Origin of the sequence: Pseudoblastomonas marina, assembly GCF_034374265.1 — a bacterium.
GTDB classification, from domain to species: Bacteria; Pseudomonadota; Alphaproteobacteria; order Sphingomonadales; family Sphingomonadaceae; genus Alteriqipengyuania_A; species Alteriqipengyuania_A marina.
Genome location: NZ_CP139718.1, coordinates 198,498 through 219,362, shown reverse-complemented (window position 1 = coordinate 219,362; position 20,865 = coordinate 198,498). Strand labels below are relative to the sequence as shown.

Genomic DNA, 20,865 nt, shown 5'->3' with positions numbered 1-20,865 from the left:
AACCCCGGTCGAAATTTCGTATGCGCCCCCTGTTTTTCGCAAGGGAGCCTGACTATATCCGCCGCATGGACGGATTCACCCGGTTGGTAAAGAACGGCGGCCTGTGGATGGCCGGCAAGCGCAAGAGCCCCTGGGGCAACAAGGGGAGCGGCGACGGCAACGGCCCGCGGCCCGATCCCACGCCCCCGCCCGGATCGTCGGGCGGGCCGCGCAATCCCTGGCTGCCGCCCGAAACATCGGCCGGCGGCGGCGGCAATGTCGAGAACATCTTCTCGAAGAAGCGCCGCGGCGGTGGCGGTGGCGGCGGTGGCAATTTCCGCATGCCGCAGCGCCCCGGTGGCAAGAGCTGGTTTCCGGTCGCGGTGGTTGCGATCGTGGCGCTGGGCCTCGGGTCTTCGATGTTCCACGTCGTCGATGCCGAGGAACAGGGCGTGGTCAAGACGCTGGGCAATTACACCCGCACGCTCGAACCGGGTTTCAACATCTCCGCGCCGTGGCCGATCGAGACGGTCGACATCATCAGCGTCGACGGCGTCCGCGCGATCGACATCCCGACGAGCGACCAGCAGGCCAAGCTGATCCTGACCGGCGACCAGAACCTCGTCGATCTCAGCTATATCGTGCGCTGGAACGTGAAGAGCCTCGCCAATTTCAAGTTCCGCCTCGTCGAGCCCGAAGAAACCGTGAGCGAAGTCGCCGAAGCCGCGATGCGCGCCTCGGTCGCCGAAAAGACGCTCGACGAGACCTTCTCGGGCCAGGGCCGCGCCGAAATCGAGCTCGCCGTGCGCGAGCGCATGCAGCGCGTGCTCGACGGCTATGCCGCGGGCATCAACATCCTCGGTGTTGAAATCGACAAGGCCGACCCGCCCAGCCAGGTGGTCGACGCCTTCCGCGACGTCTCGGTCGCGGAACAGAATGCCGACGCCGCCCGCAATCAGGCCCGCGGTTACGCGCAGCAGGTGCTCGCCGAAGCCGAGGGCCAGGCCGAGGCATTCGACAAGGTCTACGAACAGTATCGCCTCGCGCCCGAAGTCACCCGCCAGCGTCTCTATTACGAAACCATGGAGCGCGTCTTGCGCCAGACCGACAAGACCATCGTCGAACCGGGCAATGTGCAGACCTACCTCCCGCTGCCCGAAATCCGGCGCCGCGCGCAGCAACAGGGTTCGACCGCCACGGTCACCGCACCCCAGCAGGGAGGCCAGTAAGATGGACGGACTTCTCCAGAACCGCCGCGGCCTCCTGGTCGGGCTCGCCATTGCCATCGTGCTGTTCTTCCTCAGCGCCTTCGTCGTGCCCGAGGAGGAACAGGCCGTCGTCCTGCGCGCCGGTGAACCGATCGGCGTGGTCAACACGCCCAATGGCGAGACCAATGCCGGGCTCTATTTCAGGGTCCCGATCATCGATCAGGTCCGGATGGTCGAAAAGCGCCTGCTCGACCTCGAAATGACCGACGAGGAAGTGCTTTCGAACGACCAGCAGCGCCTGCTCGTCAACGCCTATGCGCGTTTCCGGATCGTCGATCCGGTCCGCATGGTCGAACGCGCCGGCACCACCGACGGCGTGCGTGCCGCGCTCGAGCCGATCCTCAACTCGGTGCTGCGCCAGGAACTCGGTCGCCGGACCTTCCAGGCGATGCTCACCGCCGAACGCGGCGCCGCGCTCGCCAATGTCCGCATCAATCTCGACCGCCAGGCGCGCCAGTACGGTGCCGAGGTGATCGACGTGCAGATCAAGCGCACCGACCTGCCGCAGGGCGCCCCGCTCGAATCCGCCTTCCAGCGGATGGAAACCGACCGCCAACGCGAAGCCCTCACGATCCGCGCGCAGGGTGCGCGCGACGCCCGGATCATTCGCGCCGAGGCCGACGCCGAAGCCGCCCGGATTTATGCCGAGGCTTATGGCAAGGACGCCGAGTTCTACGATTTCTACCGCGCGATGCAGAGCTACGACGCGACCTTCGCGCAGGATGACGAGAACGGTTCGGAATCGAGCATCATCCTGTCGCCCGACAACGAGTATCTGCGCCAGTTCCGCGGACGACGTTAGGGATCGACAGACGACTTCGGTGGTGTCCTCGCGTTCAATCGCGATTAAGCCGCGGAACGTCTACATTCGTGGTCGCATTTGACCCGAAGAGAACGCAAGAGGAAAGACCCGCCATGCGCTATGCCTATGGAGTGACCACCGCCCTGCTGATGGGAGGTGCTGCCGTCACGCTTGCGACCGGCCAGCCGGTAGGTGCGCAAGTTGCCCAGAATGACGATTCGGCCATTTCGCGGATGGCCCCGCGTGCCGGTGCGCCCGGCAGCTTTGCCGACTTGACCGAAGCGTTGCAGCCGGCGGTGGTCAACATTTCGACCACCCAGCGCGTGCGCGTCTCCAACAACCCGTTCGAAGGCACGCCGTTCGCCGACCTGTTCGGCCGCCGCGGCGATGGCCAGACCACCCGCCAGGCGAGCTCGCTCGGCTCGGGCTTCCTCATCTCGGCCGATGGCTACATCGTCACCAACAACCACGTCGTCGCGCCCAGCCGCGCCGCTGAACTCGAATCGATCACCGTGACGCTGGTCGACGGGACCGAATACGAAGCCGAACTCATCGGTCGCGATGCCGCTTCCGACCTCGCCGTGCTCAAGATCGAGCGCTCCGAAGCCTTCCCGTTCGTCGAATTCGGAGATTCGAGCAGCGCACGCGTGGGCGATTGGGTGATCGCGATCGGCAACCCGTTCGGCCTGTCGGGCACCGTGACCTCGGGCATCATCTCGGCGGTCTATCGCAATACCGGCCAGGGCGGCGCCTACGATCGCTACATCCAGACCGATGCAGCCATCAATCGCGGCAATTCGGGTGGCCCGATGTTCGACCTGCAGGGCAACGTCATCGGCATCAACAATGCGATCTTCTCGCCTACGGGCGGTAGCGTCGGCATCGGTTTCGCGATTCCCGCCGAAATCGCCGAGCCGATCATCGATCGGCTGCGCGACGGCAAGGCGATCGAGCGCGGCTACCTCGGCGTTCGCATCTCGCCGGTCGACGACGTGCTCGCAGAATCGCTTGGCGTGGCAGAAAACCGCGGTGAATTCGTCCAGGGCGTGGAGCCCGGCGGTGCGGCAGCGAAGGCAGGCATCCAGGCCGGCGACGTGATCGTCAGGATCGACGGCAAGGAAGTGACCCCCGAGCAGACACTCAGCTTCATTGTGGCCAATATTGAGCCCGGCAAGCGCATTCCGATCGAACTGGTCCGTCGCGGCGAACGCCAGACCGTCAATGTGACGGTGGGCACGCGACCCTCCGAAGAAGAGCTGGCCGCACAGGGCTTCGGCCAGCAGGACGAGGAAGAAGAAGACGGCCTCAACCAGGCGCCGCAGCGCCAGGGTGCGGGCCTGATCGAGGACTCGCTCGGCGTGTCGGTAGTCCCGATGACCGGACAGATCGCGCGCCAGCTTGGCCTGCCGACCAATACCGGCGGTCTCGTCATCAGCGTGGTCGACCCGACTTCCGATGCCGGCCAGCGCGGCCTGCGTCGCCGCGATGTGATCCTCTCCGCCAACCAGCAGGAAGTGAACACGGTCGAGGAGCTCGAGACGATCCTCGAGGGATTTGAGGAAGCAGGGCGCGGCTCGATCCTCCTCGAAGTCCAGCGCCCCGGCGCACCGCCGCGATTCATCGCCGTGCGGCTGCGCTAGGAGTTAACAAGAATAAGCTAAAGGGGCGCTGCGACCACGGTCGCGGCGCCCCTTTCATATTGGCCTAAGCGTTATTCGGTCGGCTGGGTCACGGGCCGCGAGGTCGTGCGCGGGCTCGGCGCGGGTGACGGGCTCGGCTGCGAGGGCGGGGCCTGCCCTGCCGGCGGTGGGCGGCGCGTCCCGTTGATCGCCCGGTCGAGGAATTCGGGGTCGACCGCAGGCGCCGGGCTCTGGCGATTGCCGTCTGGCGCGTCGATGCCTTCGGGCCGGCGCGTGGCGGGATCGTAGTCCTCGAGCTCGCGCGGATCGATCAGATTGCCGTCCTCGTCGACATAGTAGTAATCCGAAGGATCGCCGAACGGATCCTCCTCGTCGGGTTCGAGCTGCCATTCGGGCAGGCGCAGATCTGTGTCGAACTGTTCGACCGGGCGCTTGGCGACCGCCTTGCGCATGAACTGTGCGAAGGCGCGCGCGGGCGCGGTCCCGCCCTGCAGGCCGCCGACCGCGCGGGCATCGTCGCGCCCCATCCACACGCCAGTGGTGACGCCGCTGGAAAAGCCGACGAACCAGCCGTCCTTGTTCGAATTGGTGGTCCCGGTCTTGCCCGCCACCGGACGCCCGATATTCGCCGCCCGGCCCGAGCCGATATTGACCGTGGTCTGCAGCAGGTCGGTGATCCCCGCGGCGACGTAATCTGGCACCAGCTGCTGCGGGCGCTTGGCTTCGTGCTCGTATAGCATCTCGCCGCTCGCGGTCCTCACGCGCAGGATTCCGTATGGCTCGACCGACTTCCCGCGCGCCGAGATCCCCGCGAAGGCGCGGGTCATGTCGAGCACGCGTACTTCGGACGTGCCCAGCACCATCGCGGGCATGGTGTTGATCGGCGTGGTGATCCCGAACCGCCGCGCCATGCTGGCGACGCTGGTGAAGCCGACTTCGTAGCCGAGCTGCGCGGCGACAGTGTTCTTCGAATAGGCGAAGGCGGTTCGGACATCGATCTCGCCCGAGAAACCGCCGCCCGAATTGCGCGGACTCCAGCCGTCGATCGTGACCGGTTCGTCGACCACGCGATCGTCGGGCGTATAGCCCGCCTCGAGCGCGGTCAGGTATACGAAAAGCTTCCATGCCGAGCCCGGCTGGCGCTGGGCCTGGGTGGCGCGGTTGTAATTGCTTTCGACGTAATCCTTGCCGCCGACCATGGCGAGGATCGCCCCGTCGCGATCCATGCTGACGAGTGCGCCCTGCGCGCCCTCGGGTGCATGCGCATTGATCGCCTCGCTCGCCGCCTCCTGCAGCGCAGGATCGAGCGTTGTCCAGACCTCGATCGGCTCGAACGTCGTGGGCAGCAGCAGGTCGAGCTGGGGCAGCACCCAGTCGGTGAAATAGCGCACCGCATTGCCGCCCCGGTCTTCGCGGATGTCGACCGTGTCGGGATCAACCGCCCCGGCCTGGCCGGGGGTGATGTAGCCGTTGCGCGCCATCGTATCGAGCACCACGCTGGCGCGGGCGACCGCCGCATCGGCGTCGGCGGTGGGAGAATAGCGTGACGGCGCCTTGACCAGCCCGGCGATGATCGCCGCCTCCTCGAGGCTCAGCGTATCGGCGCCGTGGCCGAAGAAGCGTCGGCTGGCGCTGTCGATACCGTAGGCGCCGCCGCCGAAATAGACCTTGTTCAGGTAGAGCTCGAGTATCTGCTTCTTCGAGAACTTCGCCTCGAGCGCGAGCGCGAGCACCGCCTCACGCGCCTTGCGGTCGATCGTGCGGTTGGAGTTGAGGAAGATGTTGCGCGCGAGCTGCTGGGTGATCGTCGAGGTGGCGCGCATGCCCGTGCCGGTGGAAAGCGACACCCAGGTTGCCCGCGCGAGGCCGATCGGATCGACCCCCGGATGCATGTCGAAGCGGCGGTCCTCGACCGAGACCATCGCGTCGCGCATGACCTGCGGGATCCGTTCGTAGGGCAGCCATTCGCCGTAGGACGGGCCGAGCGAGACGAGCTGCGATCCATCGCGCGCGCGGACCACGATCGTCTGGCCCGGCTGGCTCTGGCGCAGCTGGCTGTAGCTCGGCAGGCCCTGCATCGTGACCGCGACCGCGATCCCGAGCAGCAAGGCGCCGACGAGCGCGGCACCGAGGCCCCAGACCAGCGTGCGCTTGAGCCAGAGCTTCCATCCGGTCACCGCAGCCGGGGCGGAACTGGCGCCATTGCGGTGACGGCGTCTACGCGACTTGTGTGCCATGCGGGTCTAGGTGAGTCCTCGTTTGCGCGCGTCGAATTGCGCGGTCGGACCCTGCCTAGACCATTTGGAACATGGAATGAATAAGGCCGGGATCAACCGTCCCCCGCAGCGCCTTCGGTGTCCTCGCGAGGCGTGAATTCGAGCGCGGCCGAATTGATGCAATAGCGGTTGCCCTCCGGCCCCGGCCCGTCGGGGAAGACGTGGCCGAGATGGCCCTCGCAGCGCGCGCAGACGACCTCGATCCGCTCCATCCCGTGCGAATTGTCGCGATGCGTTTCGACCGCTTCGTCATCCGCGGGCTCGGTGAAGCTCGGCCAGCCCGAGCCGCTCGTATATTTCTCCTCGCTGTCGAACAGCGGCTGGCCGCAGCCGGCGCAGAGATACTGGCCGTCGCCCTTGAAGCCTTCGTACTTACCGGTGAAGGCGCGTTCGGTGCCCTTCTCGCGCAGGATGCGATACTGTTCGGGCGTCAGCGCCTGGCGCCATTGGGAATCGGATTTGACGATCTTGTCGGCCATCGGTCGAAGAACTCCTTTCGGCGTTCAACCTTCGGGCAGCGCGGGTGTTCCGGTATCCTTGGGAGCATCGAGCGGTTCGACCAGCAGGATCGCGCCGTCGCAGCCGGTGATCCGCATCTTCGCACCGACCTCGGCGTCGGGCCCGCGCGCGATCCATTCGCTGTCGCCCTGGTGGACGCGCCCGCTGCCGTCCTCGATCGCCTGCGTCACGCGCACGACTTCGCCGACGAGCCGGTGGCCGCGCCGGTTCATCAGCGGATCGGCGCCCACGATCGGGTTGTCCCGGAGCCAGTTGCGCCCGGCGAAGGCGCCGAGGATCGAAAGGATCGCGAAGGTCACGACCTGGATCTCGATCCCCACCGGCGCGGCGAAGGCCAGCCCCGCGGTCAGGATCGCCGCCATCCCGAGCCAGATCAGGTAGACGCCGGGCACCACCATCTCGGCGGTGACCAGCGCGATGCCGACCGCGAGCCAGATCCAGTGCGGTTCGATCCCTTCGAGCATCAGGCGTTCCGGCTATGCGGAACCGTGACGCGGCTGCGCGGCTTGCTTTCGGGGATCGGCGTCGTGACGTCGCCGTCCTTGTGCTCGCCCAGCGCCTCGCGCGCCAGCTCGCCGATCCCGCCGAGCGTGCCGATGAGATTGGTCGCTTCGACCGGGAACAGGATGGTCTTGGCATTGGGACTGGTCGCGAACTTGCCGATCGCCTTGGTGTATTCCTGCGCCACGAAGTAATTGATCGCCTGCACCCCGCTTTCGGCGATGGCTTCGGAAACGGCGCGGGTCGCGGCGGCCTCGGCCTCGGCCTCGCGTTCGCGCGCCTCGGCGTTGCGGAAGGCCGATTCCTTCTTGCCCTCGGCCTGGAGGATCGCGCTCTGCTTCTCGCCCTCGGCGCGCAGGATGCGGCTCTGGCGGTCGCCCTCGGCCTCGAGGATCTCGGCGCGCTTGAGGCGCTCGGCCTTCATCTGCCGCGCCATCGCCTCGGAAATGTCCAAGGGCGGGCGGATATCCTTGATCTCGACGCGGGTGATCTTGATCCCCCAGGGCGAGGTCGCGTGATCGACCACCGAAAGCAGGCGCGCGTTGATATCGTCGCGTTTCGACAGCGTCTCGTCGAGATCCATCGAGCCCATCACGGTGCGCAGGTTCGTGGTCGTCAACGCAAGGATCGCATTGTGCAGGCCTGAAACCTCGTAAGCCGCCTTGCCCGCGTCGAGCACCTGGAAGAACACCACCGCGTCGACCCCGACCATCGCGTTGTCCTTGGTGATGATCTCCTGCCCCGGGATGTCGAGCACCTGCTCCATCATGTTGATCTTGTGACCGACGCGATCGATGAACGGGATGATCAGGTGCAGACCCGGTTCGGCGGGGAGCGTGTACTTGCCCAGCCGTTCGATCGTATAGACATAGCCCTGTTTCACCACGCGCACGCCCATGAAAAGGAACGCGGCGACCAGCACCAAGATCAGACCAAGCACGAATTGCATTTCAACCTCCCATTGCAGGAGGCGATGTTAGCACCCGGGCAGGCGGGGGCAAGCGGAAGCGACAGGCGTGGACCACCGATCCCGGGGTTTTGCAAAACGGGCGCGCGCGCGAATATGGCGTTTTTCCAGATCCTTGGCGCGCAATCGGGGCGGAGGAATGTGACCTTCCGGGCGGGCACGGCAAAGGGACGGAGACTCCTGGTCATCCGCCCCTTCTATTCGATCGCCCGCGAGTAGGAAAAAGCTACAGCGCGCCCGCGTAGAGCGAGATCAGGTCGGCGTAGGCGCGTTCGGCGGCTTCGCGGGCGTAGCTCGGGCTGTCGGGCACGGTCCAGCCGTGATCGCCGGCATAGACGTCGACTTCAGCCGGGCGTCCGGCAGCCTGCGCCGCATTGGCGATGATGCGCTCCTCGTCGGGCGCTTCCTCGGCATCGTCCTGCGCGATCGCTATCAGGTAGCTCGCCTGCGCATCGTCGAACGTGTTGTGGGGGCTCATCGGATCGCCTTCGCGCACCAGGCCGCCCCCGTGGAAGCTCGCTGCCGCACGCACGCGCGATGGAACCGCCGCTGCGGTCCACACGGCGAACGGACCGCCCATGCAGTAGCCCTGCGTGCCGACCCCGGCGGAGGAATCGACGCCATCCTGCCGGTCGAGCCACGCGATCACCGCGCGCGCATCCGCCATGATCGCCTCGGCATCGAGTTTCTGCCGCCACGGCCGGACCTTCTGGAACCCGCCATCGACGGCGAAACTCGCGAAATCGGCGAACTGGTTCGCGGTAACGTCGCGATAATAGGGATTGGCGACGAGCACCGCATAACCCTCGCCCGCCAGACGCCGCGCCATCTGGCGCTTGCTTTCGCGGATCCCGGCGATGTCGGGCCAGAACAGCACCGCGGGGCTATCGGTCCCGGCGGGGCGGACGAAGAAGGCGTCCATCATCCCGGCCCCGGTCGGGATCGACACCATACTCTCGGTCAACGCGCCGGTTCCGCCCATCGTGGTGCAGCCGGCGAGCGAGCCGACAGCCGCGCTCGCGCCGGCGGCGAGTCCGAACTGCCGCCGCGAAACCATCGCCTTCGCCCAGTTCTCGACCTGCTTTTCATTGCACATGATTCCACTCCCGGTTGTTCGCCTCCTGCGACCAACGCTGCCGAAGCCATTTGGGTCCATCGGCGCACGCCACTATCCGATGATAACGTTCGGGAGCCTCGCGATGTTACCCAAAGTAATATTCAAATGAAGATTGGTGTTATCTAAGAATATAAATACGCGAAAACTGTGTCTTAATTTCTACATGTTTCAAAATTTAGAAATTTCCCGATAGAAAGCGATTGCCGCTGAATGCGAGTCCCGTCATAAATGATGTTGCCGGGAGGCGGGGCACAAATCCCAAGTCCGCAATACGGCAAATAGGGATCAGGTAGTCTGGCGCTTAGTCCGGCTGCCTTTTGGGATTTAGAGACCATGAACTTCATTTCCAAAAGCGCGCTTCGCGCGACCACCAGTGCTGCCTGTCTTACATTCGCCGCCCTATCGTCGTTCGCCGTCGCGACGCCCGCGCTCGCGCAGGACGCCGAAGACGCGTGCGACCCCGAGCTCGACGAAGATTGCCCCGAGGTGACCAATGCCGATGGCACCGAAGCCACCGGCAACACTGTCGTCATCACCGGTTCGCGCATCGCGCGTCCCAACCTCGAATCGACCAACCCGATCGCGACCGTGACCGGTCAGGATCTCACCGAACGCGGCACGCCCAATATCGGTGATGCGCTGGCCGAACTGCCGGCGCTGGGTTCGACCTTCACCCAGGCCAACTCGACCCGCTTCATCGGTACGGCGGGCATCAACCGGCTCGACCTCCGCAATCTGGGCACCAGCCGCACGCTGGTGCTGGTCAACGGCCGCCGTCACGTGACGTCGTCGCCGGGCACCTACGATGTCGATACCAACACCATTCCGAACGAACTGCTCGAAAGCGTGGACGTCGTGACCGGCGGCAACTCGGCCGTTTACGGTTCGGACGCCATCGCGGGGGTCGTCAACTTCAAGCTGCGGCGTGATTTCGACGGCATTCGTCTGCGCGGCCAGAGCGGCATTTCCGACGAAGGCGATGCCGCCACCTACTCGGGCAGCTTCACCATCGGCAAGAACCTGTTCGAAAACAGGATCAACGTGGCCTTCGCCGCGGAATACGATCACTCCGATCAGTTGCTGATGAACCAGCGCGACGACTTCACCGGTGCGCTTACCGGCTTCCCGGGGTTCACCACGACCGAGCCGGTTTCGACCTACAACCCGCTGACCCGTACAACCACGGCGACGCCCAACCGCAACGATAACGGCGTGCCCAACACGACGCTGGTCGACGGCCTGCGCTTTGCGCAGCTCAACGGCAACGGGATGCTGCAGACGACCTGCACCTTCCTCACCAACGCCCAGTACGATGCATTGAGCCCCGCCGCGCGCGCGCGTCACGACAACCGCCTGATCAACTCCTGTGCGGCGACCGCGCTCGATTCCTCGGGTCGCCGGGTGCCGACCAGCTTCAGCCCCACCGGCGGCGCCTTGCAGCACTACTGGTCGTTCAACGATGCGGGCACCGAGCTCGTTCGCAGCGTTCCGACCGCGGATCTTCGTCCGCTCGGTGGCGGGGTCATCGGCGGCCTCGGTTCGACCGGGCTCGAAGAGGCGCAGCTGCGTCCGGAACTCGATCGCTATGCGTTCAACTTCCTGCTCAGCGGCGATTTCAGCGCGGCATTCCAGCCTTTCCTCGAAGCCAAGTACGTCCGGATCGACTCCAAGCAGACCTCGACCCAGCCGACCTTCGCGACCGGCGGTACGCTCAGCAACACCTTCCGTCTCGACAACGCCTTCCTGACGCCCAAGGCGCGCCAGCAGATCATCGCGATCAACGGGCTCGATCCGAACTCCGCGGCCGTGCTCAACGGTTCGCAGACGTTCCAGTCGTCGCGCTTCAATTACGACCTCGGGACGCGTTCGGAAGACCACCAGCGTGAAACCTACCGCATTGTCGCAGGTGTCGGTGGCCAGCTGAGCGATACCGGCGACCTGCGCTATGAAATCGCATTCAACTACGGCCGCACCGAGACCTACTACGAAACCGGCGGCAACGTGAATATCGGGAATTATAACCGGGCGATCGACGCCGTTCGCCTGGCCAACGGAGACATCGTCTGCCGTGTGAATGCCGATACGAGCACCACCAACGACGATCCCAACTGCGTCGCGCTCAACGTGTTCGGTTTCGGCACCGCATCGCAGGCTGCGAAGGACTACGTGCTGGCGACCTCGAGCCGTGAGCAGTGGGCCGAACAGTATAACGCCACGGCGTTCATCTCGGGCAATACCGAGGCCTTCCTCAACCTTCCCGGTGGCCCGGTCGGCTTTGCGTTCGGTGCCGAATACCGTCGTGAAGACGCGTTCTCGGGGTTCGATGAATTCACCCGCAGCGGCCAGAGCTTCCTCAACGCGATCGGGGCTTTCGATCCGCCCGCGCAGGAGATCAAGGAGCTGTTCGGAGAGCTGTACATTCCGCTTCTCGCCGACGTCCCGTTCGTCAATGAACTGACGATCGAAGGCGCTGCGCGTGTCTCGGATTACAGCACCGCCGAAGATCCGGTCTACGCGTACAACGCCGGCCTGATCTACTCGCCGACCCCCGGTCTGCGTCTGCGGGCCAGCTACGCTCGCGCGGTTCGGGCCCCGAATATCGGCGACCTGTTCTCGACCCAGTCGGAAACCTTCCTCAACGGCCTGGTCGATCCGTGCTCGCAGCAGGCGATCATCGACAGCGGCAACCCCAATCGCGCGGCACGCTGTGCGGAAGCGGGGATCCCGACGACGATCGTGGTCAACGGCGAGACCCGTCCGTGGGTCAACACCTCGCAGTCGGGTATCTCCGGTTTCAACCAGGGCAACGCCGACCTCCTTCCCGAAACCAGCGACAGCTGGACCTTCGGCGGTGTGTTCGAGCCCACCTTCCTGCGAGGCCTCTCGTTCTCGGTCGACTACTACGACATCAAGGTCAGCAACGTGATCTCGGGGATCGGTTCCCAGGGCGTCATCAATCGCTGCTATGACGATCCGGTGAGCCTCGACAATCCGTTCTGTGCGGCGGTTTTCCGTCGCCGGACGAGCGACCCGCTCACCGACTTCAGCTTCGATGGCCAGACCAGCCGTACCTACGCCGGTCTGAACCCGATCACGATCCCGAAGCTCGGCCCGTCGTTCATCGATCAGCCTTTCAACTACGCCAAGCTGAAGGCTCGCGGGATCGACTTCGAACTGGCCTACATCGGCAACATCGCCGATGGCGTGCGGCTGAACACCCGCCTTCTGGCGACGCGCAATCTGGAGCGGACGGACTTCACGTTCATCGCTGCTCCCGAGCAGTCGACCCGTCAGCACGGTGTGCTTGGTCTGCCGGAATTCGCGGTCAGCGCATTCACCAACATCGATTTCGGTGAATTCGACTTGAGCTACAACGCCCGCTTCCTCAGCGCCATGGCGGTGAATTCGTGGGAAACCCAGTTCACCCACCAGGGCCGTGGGCCGACCAACCCGGATGCGACCCCGTTCGCGAAGTATCCGGAAGTGCTGTACCACAACCTGCGCTTCGGCTTCGAACCGGAAGGCACCGACTTCCGCTTCTATGCCGGCGTGGACAACGTGCTCGACCAGATGCCGTTCCTGCCGCTCGACGGACGCGGTGCGGGCAGCGGTATCTACCCGATCACGGGTCGGTACTTCTACGCCGGCGCTCGGATCGCATTCTAGTTCGCGAGACGATCCGGTCGCGCAATCCAGCGCGACCGGACAACCAGAAAACGCGCTTCCAGTCCCTTTGGGCGCGTTCATCGAAGAGGCAGGGAGTCCTCCATCTCCCTGCCTCTTTTTTTGCCTGCCGTAATCGTCAGCCGCCGCGCAGCTGCTCCCACGGGCCGGAGATGGCGTAGGTGAAACCCGGCTCCTGCACGTTGACGAACAGCGTCGCGCCGTCGGGCGAGAAGCACGCGCCGCAGAACTCGGCCTTGCCCTCATGCGCATTGCGCGCGAGGTCGTAGATCGTGCCGCCCGGCGTCAGCCCGCGCAGGTAATTGTCGCCGCGGCCGTCCTCGCACAGGATCAGATCGCCCCACGGGGCAACCGCGAGGTTGTCGCACAGGTCGAGCGTATCGGGCCCAGGACTTTCATAGACCAATGCGAGCGTGCCGGGCTGCTCGTCGGCCGTGCCCTCGCCGCGGCCTGGGGCGTAGCTCCAGACCTGTCCGGTACCGAAATAGCCGCCCTGGGTGCAGTTGAAATAATGCTCGGCCGCACCGTTTGCGTGACGCCCGTAGGCGAGCCCTTCGCCGCGCGAAAACAGCGCCGCGCCCGCCGCAAAGCCGCGCGCCGCGAGGTCCGCTTCGGGCGATTCGACGTCGTCCATGTCGATCCAGCGCGTCGCCATGCGCGTGCCCACCGGCACCTTGCGCGCCGTGTCGCGGCTCCAGTCGAGCGGCCAGTTGCGGGTATCGGCGCTGTCCCAATCCACGATCGCGAGCGCCTGTAGTTTCCCGCCCTCGTGCAGCTTGCCGCGCACGTTCGGGATGAAGCGATAGAACAGCCCGGTATGGCTGTCCTCGGTGAGGTAGACGATCCCGGTGTCGGGATCGACCGAAGCGGCTTCGTGCGCGAAGCGACCCATCGCCGTGAGCGGCACCGGATCGACCAGACCGTTCGCATCGGCGGGAACCTCGTAGACGAAGCCGTGGAGCTTCTCGGCGCGCTCCTCGCCCGGCTTGAGCATCTGTTCCTCGCAGGTCAGCCAGCTGCCCCAGGGGGTCGCCCCGCCCGCGCAATTGCCGACCGTGCCGATCAGCGAGAGGTAATCGCGCTCGACCGCACCGCTCGCCGCGTCGAGCACGAGATTGGTGGTTCCGCCATGGAACGGCAGCGGCCCGCCTCGCGGGTCGTAGACCTTGCTCGCGTCGAGTTGTCCGATCAGCGCATCGCCCTCGCCCCATGGGCGGCCGTGATCGATGCTGGCAAAAATCTCGTGATTGCGGACCAGGACCAGCTTCCCGGCCTCGGTCGGATGCGCGAAACAGGCCATCCCGTCGGGCCGCCCGGGGGTGGTGAACCCGTCGGTCATCGGCTTGCCCGTCTCGGTCAGCAGGCGATAGGAAAAGCCCTCGGGCAGGTCGAGCCGCCGCTCCGGATCGGGGACCAGCGGCAGCCCGTCATTGGCGCTGCGCGCCCGGGCGAGGCTGCCCCCACCCAGTGCCGCGAATGCCAGTCCGGCGGCGGCCCCGCCCTGCAATACCCGTCGACGATCGAAGTCCATGATCCCTCTCCCTTCCTCGTCCGCGAGTGTGCGGCGACATTGCCGATCCCGCAAGGCGCACTCCATAAGCGACGCGGCGACGCGGACGAGCGTCGGCTTAAGCGCGCGATTAAATCGGGCCGTGACTCGCCCCCCGTCGCTCCGCTATCAGGCGCGCAAAGCCGACAGGAGAATGAGCGATGCCGACCGATTATGCGAACCTCGTCGATGGCGAGATGATGACCACCGAAAGCTGGGTCGACGTGGTCAACCCGGCGACCGAAGAGGTGATCGGTCGCGTGCCCGCCTGCGGCAAGGAAGAGCTCGACCGCGCGGTCGCCGCCGCGCGCAAGGCCTTCAAATCGTGGCGCAAGATGTCGATGGAGGAACGCCGCGAAGTGGTCCTCAAGATCTCGGAGACGATCAAGGACAATCTCGACGAGCTGATGCGCCTGCTCACCAGCGAACAGGGCAAGCCGCACCACCAGGCCAAGGGCGAACTGCTCGGCGCGTCGGGCATGGCCAAAGCGCAGAGCACGCTCTCGCTCGACGAGGAGGTGACCGAGGATTCGGACAAGCGCCTCTCGCGCACCCGCCGCGTGCCGGTGGGCGTGGTCGGCGGGATCGTGCCGTGGAACTTCCCGGTCAGCATGGCGGTGCAGAAGATCGTCCCGGCGCTGCTTTCGGGCTGCACCATCGTGTTGAAGCCCTCGCCCTTCACCCCGCTCGCCACGCTGCGGCTGGCAGAGCTGATCAAGGACGTCGTGCCCGCGGGAACGGTCAACATCATCACCGGGCACGACGAGCTCGGCCCGCTGATCACCGAGCACCCCGATATCGACAAGATCACCTTCACCGGCTCGACCGCGACGGGGAAGAAGATCATGGAAGGCGCGTCGAAGGATTTGAAGCGCATCACGCTCGAGCTCGGCGGCAACGACGCCTCGATCGTGCTGCCCGACGTCGATGTCGAGAAGGTCGCCGAACAGCTGTTCTGGTCGAGCTTCATGAATGCCGGGCAGGTCTGCATCGCCGCCAAGCGGGTCTATATCCACGAGGATATCTACGACGCCCTGTCGCAGGCGATCGCCGACTTCGCGAAGACGATGAAGGTCGGCGACGGCGCGCAGCAGGGCACCGCCGTGGGGCCGATCCAGAACAAGAAGCAGTATGAGCGCGTGCTCGAGCTGATCCAGGACGCGAAGGACAATGGCTACAAGTTCCTCGTCGGTGGCGAGGAAGGCGACCCGACCGGCTCGGGCTACTATGTCCCGATCACGATCCTCGACAATCCGCCCGAGGATGCGCGGATCGTCGCCGAAGAACAATTCGGCCCGGTGATGCCGCTGATGAAGTTTGCGACCGAGGACGAGGCGATCGCGCGCGCCAATGCCAGCGAATACGGCCTCGCCGGCGCGGTCTGGACCAAGGACGCCGACAAGGGCGTGGCGATCGCCGAACAGCTCGAGACCGGCACCGTGTGGGTCAACGAGTTCATGCAGCTTTCGCCTTTCTCCCCATTCGGCGGACACAAGCAATCGGGCTTCGGCGCCGAATACGGCAAGGAAGGCCTGCTCGAATTCACCTATCCGCAGGTGATCACGGTGAAACGCGACGCGGCGGTCTAAGCCTGGCAAGGAGGCCGACCTAAGCCAGCCTCCTTCCCCAGACATTCATTATTCGACCACGGCGGGATCCCAGAAGGTCGCCAGCGCGGTTGCTGCGACCGTCATCGCGCGGCGGCGATCGAGGTCGGTGCCGTAGGGCACGATCAGCACCGGACGGCCATTGAGCTCAAGCGCACCAATCGCCCTGCCGTCCTGCTCGAACACGTAGCCGATTGGGTCTTCGACCGGCAGCGCACCGCCCTCGACCTCATGCACCGAGCGGAACTGCACGATCAGGCCTGCGAGGCCGATCTCGCCGCGCCGGGCGTTGCGGGTCAGGATATCGGCTCCGAACTTGCGCGATTCCTGCAGTTCGAACCGTGCGGGAATCGGCTCACCCTCGGCGTAGAAATCGCACCGCAGCGCCATGCGCCCGGGCTTGAACTCGGTATCACCGAGCGTGAGCGCTCGCTCGCGTACATCGCATTCGGCCTCGATCGTGCTCGAGATTCCGGGGCCCTCGATCTCGAAATCGGCCTGCCCCTCGGTGCTCTTGAACAGGCCGGCAATCGACAGCCGGTCGAGCTGGCGACGATAACTGCCGCGATACTCGCCGACGGCGAAGGTTCCGCTTCGCCATCCGCTCATCTCCATGAACGGCTGGCGCTCGGCCTCGGCGGCAAGGCTTCCGGGCAGGCGCATCTGCGCCGCGGGAAAGGTGGAACAGGCCGCTGTCAGAAACAGCGGGGCCAAAAGTGCGAATCTCCTCATCGTCTTTGCTTTCAGAAGTGGGTCGGAGATTCAGATAAGCACCGCTGAAGATGAACCGTCGCGTAACGGTGAACTAGTTAGCCAATACAGTCTGCGAAACATGCTCCTGCATCGACCGGCGCGATGGCCAGGCCATGTTTTGCGCCGGTTCCGCGTCTACTGCTTTTCGAACGCCACGCTGATCGTTAGCCCCACTTCGTCTCCGACCAGCGGGATCGCATAGTCGATCCCGAAGTCCGAGCGGTTGATCGAAAATTCGCCTTCGAAGCCGATCGTCTCGACTTGGCTGCGCGGGTTCTTCCCGGCCCCGGTGAACTTCGCCTCGATCACGACCGGGTTGGTCCGCCCGTTGAGTGTAAGGTTTCCGCTGACCAGCGCCTTGGTACCGTTACCGTAGATCGTCACCCCGTCTGAAACGAAGCGCGCGGGCGCGGGCTCGGGGCCGAAGAAATCGGGATCGCCGCCATCGCTGCCCGGACGCAGCAAGTGGTCGCGCAGCCCCTTGCTGACCACCGAGACGCTGGTGATCGGCAGGGTCACGTCGACCTGCGCCGCTTCCGGATCGGCGGGGTCGATCGTCAGCGTACCCTCGGCATCGCCGAAGGTGCCGAAATAATCGTTGAACCCGAAATGGTCGACGCGCCAGCCGACCAGCGTGTGCGCCGGATCGGTCGCATATGTGCCTGCCGTCACCCGCGCGACATCCATCGCCCCGGGAGTCTGGGGCGCAGCATGGTTGTCGGCAAGGACCGGCGCGGCGGCGAGCGCGCCAATGGTGGTGAGCGAAAGGATGGCCGTTAGGGTGGCGGGGCGCATGGCAAAGTCTCCGGCTGGCAGGAAGGGTCGCGACCGCGATACCAACGCATGCTTACCGTGAGCCGTTCCCCGCGCCTATCGCCGGGTCAGCGCCTCTTCGCTCTGCGCCATCAGCTTCTGGATGATGTCGGCGACGGGTTCCTCTTCCTTGAGCATGCCGACCGACTGTCCCGCCATCAGCGAACCATTCTCGACATCGCCGTCGATCACCGCGCGGCGCAGCGCACCTGCCCAGTAGTGCTCGATCTGCAGCTGCGCTTCGTTCATCGCGATCTCCTCGCGATCGAGGCTGCCAGCGACCTCGCGCTGCTTGGCGGTGAATTCCTCGGTGCCCTTGTTCTTCAAGGCGCGCACCGGGATCACCGGCAGGCGCGGATCGACCTGCACGCTGGCGATCGCGTCACGCGCATTGGCGCGGAAAAAGGCCTTCTTGAAGTTCTCGTGCGCGATCGATTCCTTCGCGCAGGCGAAGCGCGTGCCGAGCTGCACGCCGACCGCGCCCATTTCGAGATAGCCCGCGATCGCCTGTCCGCGCCCGATGCCTCCGGCGACGAAGACGAGGTGGTCCTCGCTCAGCTCGGGCAGGAATTCCTGCGCCAGCACGCTGGTCGAGACCGGGCCGATATGGCCGCCCGCCTCCATCCCCTCGATCACCAGCGCATCGCCGCCCGAACGCAGCAGCTTCTTGGCCAGCGCGAGCGTGGGCGCGAAGACGATGACCTTGGCCGGGTTATTGCCACCCTTGATCGCCTCGACGCTGCCCTTGGGCGGAATCCCGCCCGCCAGCACGACGTGGCCGACCGCGTGCTTCTCGCACACCGCGATCAGGTCGAACAGGTCGGGATGCATGGTGATCAGGTTCACGCCGAAGGGCTTGTCGGTCAGCTTCTTGGTCTCGGCTATCTCGGTATCGAGCAGCTCGGGCGTCATCGCGCCGCAGGCGATCACGCCGAACCCGCCCGCATTGCTGATCGCGGAAACGAGGTTGCGCTCCGACACCCAGCTCATCGCACCGCACAGGATCGCGTAATCGGAACCGAGAAACTCGCGGCCGCGCTCCATCAGGCGCAGCGTCTTGGAATATTCGCTCATGGCGCGGCGGCTTATCCGCGCGAGCGGGACGCGGCAAGCGTCAGTCGTAGTGGAGCGTCACTTTGCCCGCCGCGGCGGTCGCGCGTGCGCGGGCCTCGTCGGTCGACCCGCCGGTCGCCAGCGCGACGCCCATCCGGCGCCAGGGGCGGGTGACGGGTTTTCCGAAGATGCGGATGTCGGCGCCGTCGGCCATCGCCTCGGCGAGCCCCGCATAGGACACGTGCTCGCTCTCGCGATCGGCGAGGATCACCGCGCTCGCGGCGGGACGCGCGCGGATATGCTCGGGCACCGGGAGCCCCATGATCGCGCGGGCGTGGAGATCGAATTCGGACAGGTTCTGGCTCACCAGGGTGACCATCCCGGTATCGTGCGGGCGCGGGCTCAGTTCGGAGAAGATCACCTCATCGCGCCCCTCGTCATTGCGCGCGACGAAAAATTCCACTCCGAAGATACCGTATCCGCCGAGCGCCTCGACCACGGTCTTCGCCATCGCCTGCGCTTCGGCGATCGCGGCGTCGCTCATCGCGGCCGGCTGCCAGCTTTCGCGATAGTCGCCACGCTCCTGCCGGTGGCCGATCGGCGGGCAGAACGACACCCCACCCTTGTGCGCCACGGTCAGCAGCGTGATCTCGTATTCGAAGTCGACGAACTGCTCGACGATCACCCGCGCCCGATCGCCGCGCATATTGTCGACCGCATAGCGCCACGCCGTTTCGAGCTCGGCCGCGTCCTGCACCGTGCTCTGCCCCTTGCCCGAGGACGACATCACCGGCTTGATCACGCATGGGAAGCCGGTCTTGTCCGCCGCCGCCTGCACCTGTTCGAAATTCTCGGCATAATCGTAGGTCGAGGTCCGCACGCCGAGCTCGCGCGCGGCGAGGTCGCGGATCCCGTCGCGATTCATGGTCAGCTGCGCAGCCTTGGCCGAAGGGACGATATGGACGCCCTCGCCTTCGAGTTTCGCCAGCACCTCGGTGCGGATCGCCTCGACCTCGGGCACGACGTGATCGGGCTTGTGCCGCGCGATCACTTCCTCGAGCCGCGGCCCGTCGAGCATCGAGAACGCCTCGCGCGCGTCCGCGACCTGCATCGCGGGCGCGTTGTCGTAGCTGTCGCAGGCGATCACGTATGCGCCGAGGCGCTTGGCCGAGATCACGAATTCGCGCCCCAGCTCGCCCGAGCCGAGCAACAGGATTTTGGTGGTGAATGACATGCGAGTCCCTAACTGGCAGCGCGAATGGTAGACTGGCGGGATGCAGTTGTTGAGGCTTCGCCGCAAGCCTATATCGGGCTGGATATTCCGCCCCCTACCGGAGACGTAGCATCGATATCATCCAGGCCGGAGAGGATGCACGGCTTGCCGCCCTGGCCAGCTACGATATCCTCGATACCCCGATCGAGGGTCCGTATGAGCGGATCGTTCGACTGGTGCAAAAGCTGTTCGACGTGCCGATCGCGACCGTCACGCTGGTCGACAAGGACCGCCAGTGGTTCAAGGCACGGCGCGGGCTCGATCTAGACGAGACCGATCGCGACGTTTCGGTCTGCGACCTCACGATCCGCGCGACCGAGCCGCTCGAAATCGAGGATCTGCGCGAAGACGAGCGGTTTCGCGATTCCCCGCTGATCGACGGCGATCCGCCGATACTGAGCTATCTCGGCATCCCGCTCGTCAATCCCGACGGCTACGCCCTCGGGGCGCTGTGCGCGATGGATTCGGTGCCGCGCAAACATTCGCCCGCGCATATCGCGATCCTGTCCGACCTCGCCGAACTGGTGCTCGAACTGCTCGAGATGCGGCGCATTTCGCGCACCGATTTCCTCACCGGAGCGATGACTCGGCGCGAATTCCGGACCCGGCTCGAGCGGCGGATGGCGGGTTACAACCGCCATGGCCGCGACTGCGCGATCGTGTTGTTCGACGTCGACCATTTCAAGCAGATCAACGACACCTACGGCCACGGCGCGGGTGACGAAGTGCTCAAAGCCGTGGTGTCCGAATGTAGCGGGCACCTGCGCGGCGAAGACATCATCGCGCGGCTAGGCGGAGAGGAATTCTGCCTCCTGCTCCCTGAAACCGACGCGGATGAAGCCGCGCTCGCGGCGGATCGCTTCCGCAGGCTGGTCTCGCAGATCGCAATTCCCGGCCTGCCCGACGTCGCCATTACCGCGAGTTTCGGGGTGGCACCGCTGCTGGGCGCCTATGAGAGCCCCGAAGACTGGGTCCACGCCGCCGACCGCGCGCTCTATCGCGCCAAGGAATCGGGCCGCAATCGTTGCTGCGTCGCAAGCGTGGACTGAACGGGCGATACGCTC

The 20,865-nt window shown here is 65.4% G+C and carries 16 protein-coding genes; 6 read left to right on the top strand and 10 right to left on the bottom strand.

Annotated features, from left to right (window positions below):
- The first annotated feature begins 65 nt into the window (after nt 1-65).
- From hflK to T8S45_RS01000, 3 genes are all read left to right on the top strand, one after another.
- Nucleotides 66-1,208 carry a protease modulator HflK gene (gene hflK, locus T8S45_RS01010; RefSeq protein ID WP_229658054.1) on the top strand — a complete coding sequence of 381 codons (1,143 nt, stop codon included), beginning with the start codon at nt 66-68 and terminating at the stop codon, nt 1,206-1,208.
- A 1-nt stretch (nt 1,209) separates the two neighbouring features.
- Entirely contained in the window at nt 1,210-2,049 is an 840-nt protein-coding gene (hflC, locus tag T8S45_RS01005; protein ID WP_322294339.1) for a protease modulator HflC, read from the top strand.
- 113 nt (nt 2,050-2,162) lie between these two features.
- Complete coding sequence (locus T8S45_RS01000) at nt 2,163-3,689, top strand: Do family serine endopeptidase (RefSeq protein WP_322294338.1); 1,527 nt, start codon at nt 2,163-2,165, stop codon at nt 3,687-3,689.
- 71 nt (nt 3,690-3,760) lie between these two features.
- Here the strand turns inward: T8S45_RS01000 and T8S45_RS00995 are convergent, their stop codons facing one another.
- From T8S45_RS00995 to T8S45_RS00975, 5 genes are all read right to left on the bottom strand, one after another.
- A complete protein-coding gene (locus T8S45_RS00995) occupies nt 3,761-5,926 on the bottom strand; it encodes a transglycosylase domain-containing protein (RefSeq protein ID WP_322294337.1) in 2,166 nt (721 codons plus the stop codon).
- A gap of 92 nt (nt 5,927-6,018) precedes the next feature.
- On the bottom strand, nt 6,019-6,444 hold the full coding sequence (gene msrB, locus T8S45_RS00990; protein ID WP_322294336.1) for a peptide-methionine (R)-S-oxide reductase MsrB: 426 nt from the start codon (nt 6,442-6,444) through the stop codon (nt 6,019-6,021).
- Between the two features lie 24 nt (nt 6,445-6,468).
- Entirely contained in the window at nt 6,469-6,948 is a 480-nt protein-coding gene (locus T8S45_RS00985) for an NfeD family protein (protein ID WP_188641253.1), read from the bottom strand.
- On the bottom strand, nt 6,948-7,934 hold the full coding sequence (locus T8S45_RS00980; protein WP_188641252.1) for an SPFH domain-containing protein: 987 nt from the start codon (nt 7,932-7,934) through the stop codon (nt 6,948-6,950). Before T8S45_RS00980 ends, T8S45_RS00985 begins: the two co-directional genes overlap by 1 nt.
- Nucleotides 7,935-8,178: 244 nt before the next feature.
- Nucleotides 8,179-9,048, bottom strand: a complete 870-nt coding sequence (locus T8S45_RS00975) for a dienelactone hydrolase family protein (RefSeq protein ID WP_322294335.1) — start codon at nt 9,046-9,048, stop codon at nt 8,179-8,181.
- A gap of 354 nt (nt 9,049-9,402) precedes the next feature.
- Here T8S45_RS00975 and T8S45_RS00970 point away from each other — a divergent pair, with 354 nt between their 5' ends.
- Nucleotides 9,403-12,735: a TonB-dependent receptor domain-containing protein gene (locus T8S45_RS00970; RefSeq protein ID WP_322294334.1), complete on the top strand. Its 3,333-nt coding sequence runs from the start codon at nt 9,403-9,405 to the stop codon at nt 12,733-12,735.
- Between the two features lie 136 nt (nt 12,736-12,871).
- Here the strand turns inward: T8S45_RS00970 and T8S45_RS00965 are convergent, their stop codons facing one another.
- Entirely contained in the window at nt 12,872-14,284 is a 1,413-nt protein-coding gene (locus tag T8S45_RS00965) for an alkaline phosphatase PhoX (RefSeq protein ID WP_322294333.1), read from the bottom strand.
- 179 nt (nt 14,285-14,463) lie between these two features.
- Here T8S45_RS00965 and T8S45_RS00960 point away from each other — a divergent pair, with 179 nt between their 5' ends.
- Nucleotides 14,464-15,891: an aldehyde dehydrogenase family protein gene (locus T8S45_RS00960; RefSeq protein WP_322294332.1), complete on the top strand. Its 1,428-nt coding sequence runs from the start codon at nt 14,464-14,466 to the stop codon at nt 15,889-15,891.
- Between the two features lie 48 nt (nt 15,892-15,939).
- Here the strand turns inward: T8S45_RS00960 and T8S45_RS00955 are convergent, their stop codons facing one another.
- The 4 genes from T8S45_RS00955 to purT form a co-directional block, all read right to left on the bottom strand.
- Nucleotides 15,940-16,641: a VV20781 family protein gene (locus T8S45_RS00955; protein ID WP_456107289.1), complete on the bottom strand. Its 702-nt coding sequence runs from the start codon at nt 16,639-16,641 to the stop codon at nt 15,940-15,942.
- A gap of 156 nt (nt 16,642-16,797) precedes the next feature.
- Nucleotides 16,798-17,457, bottom strand: coding sequence for a YceI family protein (locus tag T8S45_RS00950; RefSeq protein ID WP_188641245.1), 660 nt, complete (start codon nt 17,455-17,457; stop codon nt 16,798-16,800).
- 75 nt (nt 17,458-17,532) lie between these two features.
- A complete protein-coding gene (locus tag T8S45_RS00945; protein ID WP_322294330.1) occupies nt 17,533-18,549 on the bottom strand; it encodes an NAD(P)H-dependent flavin oxidoreductase in 1,017 nt (338 codons plus the stop codon).
- Between the two features lie 40 nt (nt 18,550-18,589).
- Entirely contained in the window at nt 18,590-19,762 is a 1,173-nt protein-coding gene (gene purT / locus T8S45_RS00940; protein ID WP_322294329.1) for a formate-dependent phosphoribosylglycinamide formyltransferase, read from the bottom strand.
- Nucleotides 19,763-19,872: 110 nt separating this feature from the next.
- Here purT and T8S45_RS00935 point away from each other — a divergent pair, with 110 nt between their 5' ends.
- On the top strand, nt 19,873-20,850 hold the full coding sequence (locus tag T8S45_RS00935) for a diguanylate cyclase (RefSeq protein WP_322295173.1): 978 nt from the start codon (nt 19,873-19,875) through the stop codon (nt 20,848-20,850).
- Nucleotides 20,851-20,865: the final 15 nt, after the last annotated feature.

Bases quoted from the DNA above. Each gene is read 5' to 3' on its own strand.
- hflK (WP_229658054.1), top strand. From the start codon at position 66: ATGGACGGATTCACCCGGTTGGTAAAGAACGGCGGCCTGTGGATGGCC.
- hflC (WP_322294339.1), top strand. From the start codon at position 1,210: ATGGACGGACTTCTCCAGAACCGCCGCGGCCTCCTGGTCGGGCTCGCC.
- T8S45_RS01000 (WP_322294338.1), top strand. From the start codon at position 2,163: ATGCGCTATGCCTATGGAGTGACCACCGCCCTGCTGATGGGAGGTGCT.
- T8S45_RS00995 (WP_322294337.1), bottom strand. From the start codon at position 5,926: ATGGCACACAAGTCGCGTAGACGCCGTCACCGCAATGGCGCCAGTTCC.
- msrB (WP_322294336.1), bottom strand. From the start codon at position 6,444: ATGGCCGACAAGATCGTCAAATCCGATTCCCAATGGCGCCAGGCGCTG.
- T8S45_RS00985 (WP_188641253.1), bottom strand. From the start codon at position 6,948: ATGCTCGAAGGGATCGAACCGCACTGGATCTGGCTCGCGGTCGGCATC.
- T8S45_RS00980 (WP_188641252.1), bottom strand. From the start codon at position 7,934: ATGCAATTCGTGCTTGGTCTGATCTTGGTGCTGGTCGCCGCGTTCCTT.
- T8S45_RS00975 (WP_322294335.1), bottom strand. From the start codon at position 9,048: ATGTGCAATGAAAAGCAGGTCGAGAACTGGGCGAAGGCGATGGTTTCG.
- T8S45_RS00970 (WP_322294334.1), top strand. From the start codon at position 9,403: ATGAACTTCATTTCCAAAAGCGCGCTTCGCGCGACCACCAGTGCTGCC.
- T8S45_RS00965 (WP_322294333.1), bottom strand. From the start codon at position 14,284: ATGGACTTCGATCGTCGACGGGTATTGCAGGGCGGGGCCGCCGCCGGA.
- T8S45_RS00960 (WP_322294332.1), top strand. From the start codon at position 14,464: ATGCCGACCGATTATGCGAACCTCGTCGATGGCGAGATGATGACCACC.
- T8S45_RS00955 (WP_456107289.1), bottom strand. From the start codon at position 16,641: ATGAGGAGATTCGCACTTTTGGCCCCGCTGTTTCTGACAGCGGCCTGT.
- T8S45_RS00950 (WP_188641245.1), bottom strand. From the start codon at position 17,457: ATGCGCCCCGCCACCCTAACGGCCATCCTTTCGCTCACCACCATTGGC.
- T8S45_RS00945 (WP_322294330.1), bottom strand. From the start codon at position 18,549: ATGAGCGAATATTCCAAGACGCTGCGCCTGATGGAGCGCGGCCGCGAG.
- purT (WP_322294329.1), bottom strand. From the start codon at position 19,762: ATGTCATTCACCACCAAAATCCTGTTGCTCGGCTCGGGCGAGCTGGGG.